Here is a 245-nt window from a genome sequence, read left to right on the forward strand (position 1 = left end):
TGCCCGCCAAGGAGCGCAAGCGGCTGGCCGCCGCCGAGAAGCGGGTGAAGGAGCTCGAGCGCGAGCTGCACCGCAAGGAGAAGGCGCTGGCCGAGACAGCCGCGCTGCTGGTGCTCGAAAAAAAACTTCAGGCGATGGGCTGGGACCAGCGGCACTTGGAAGACGAGGACGACTCCGGGGACGAGAAGAGCGAGAAATGACGCTCGCCCACGTCGACGAGGCCCTGAAAAAGGGCGTGCGCCTGG

1 protein-coding gene is annotated in these 245 nt (G+C 66.5%); it reads left to right on the forward strand.

Going from position 1 to position 245, the window contains the following annotated elements; translation table 11 throughout:
• A partial coding sequence (locus G4D86_RS52030; RefSeq protein ID WP_205520443.1) for a hypothetical protein occupies window positions 1-200 on the forward strand: 200 nt, incomplete at its 5' end.
• Window positions 201-245 lie beyond the last annotated feature (45 nt).

It is taken from the genome of Pyxidicoccus caerfyrddinensis, from assembly GCF_010894405.1.
In the GTDB taxonomy this organism is placed as follows: Bacteria; Myxococcota; Myxococcia; order Myxococcales; family Myxococcaceae; genus Myxococcus; species Myxococcus caerfyrddinensis.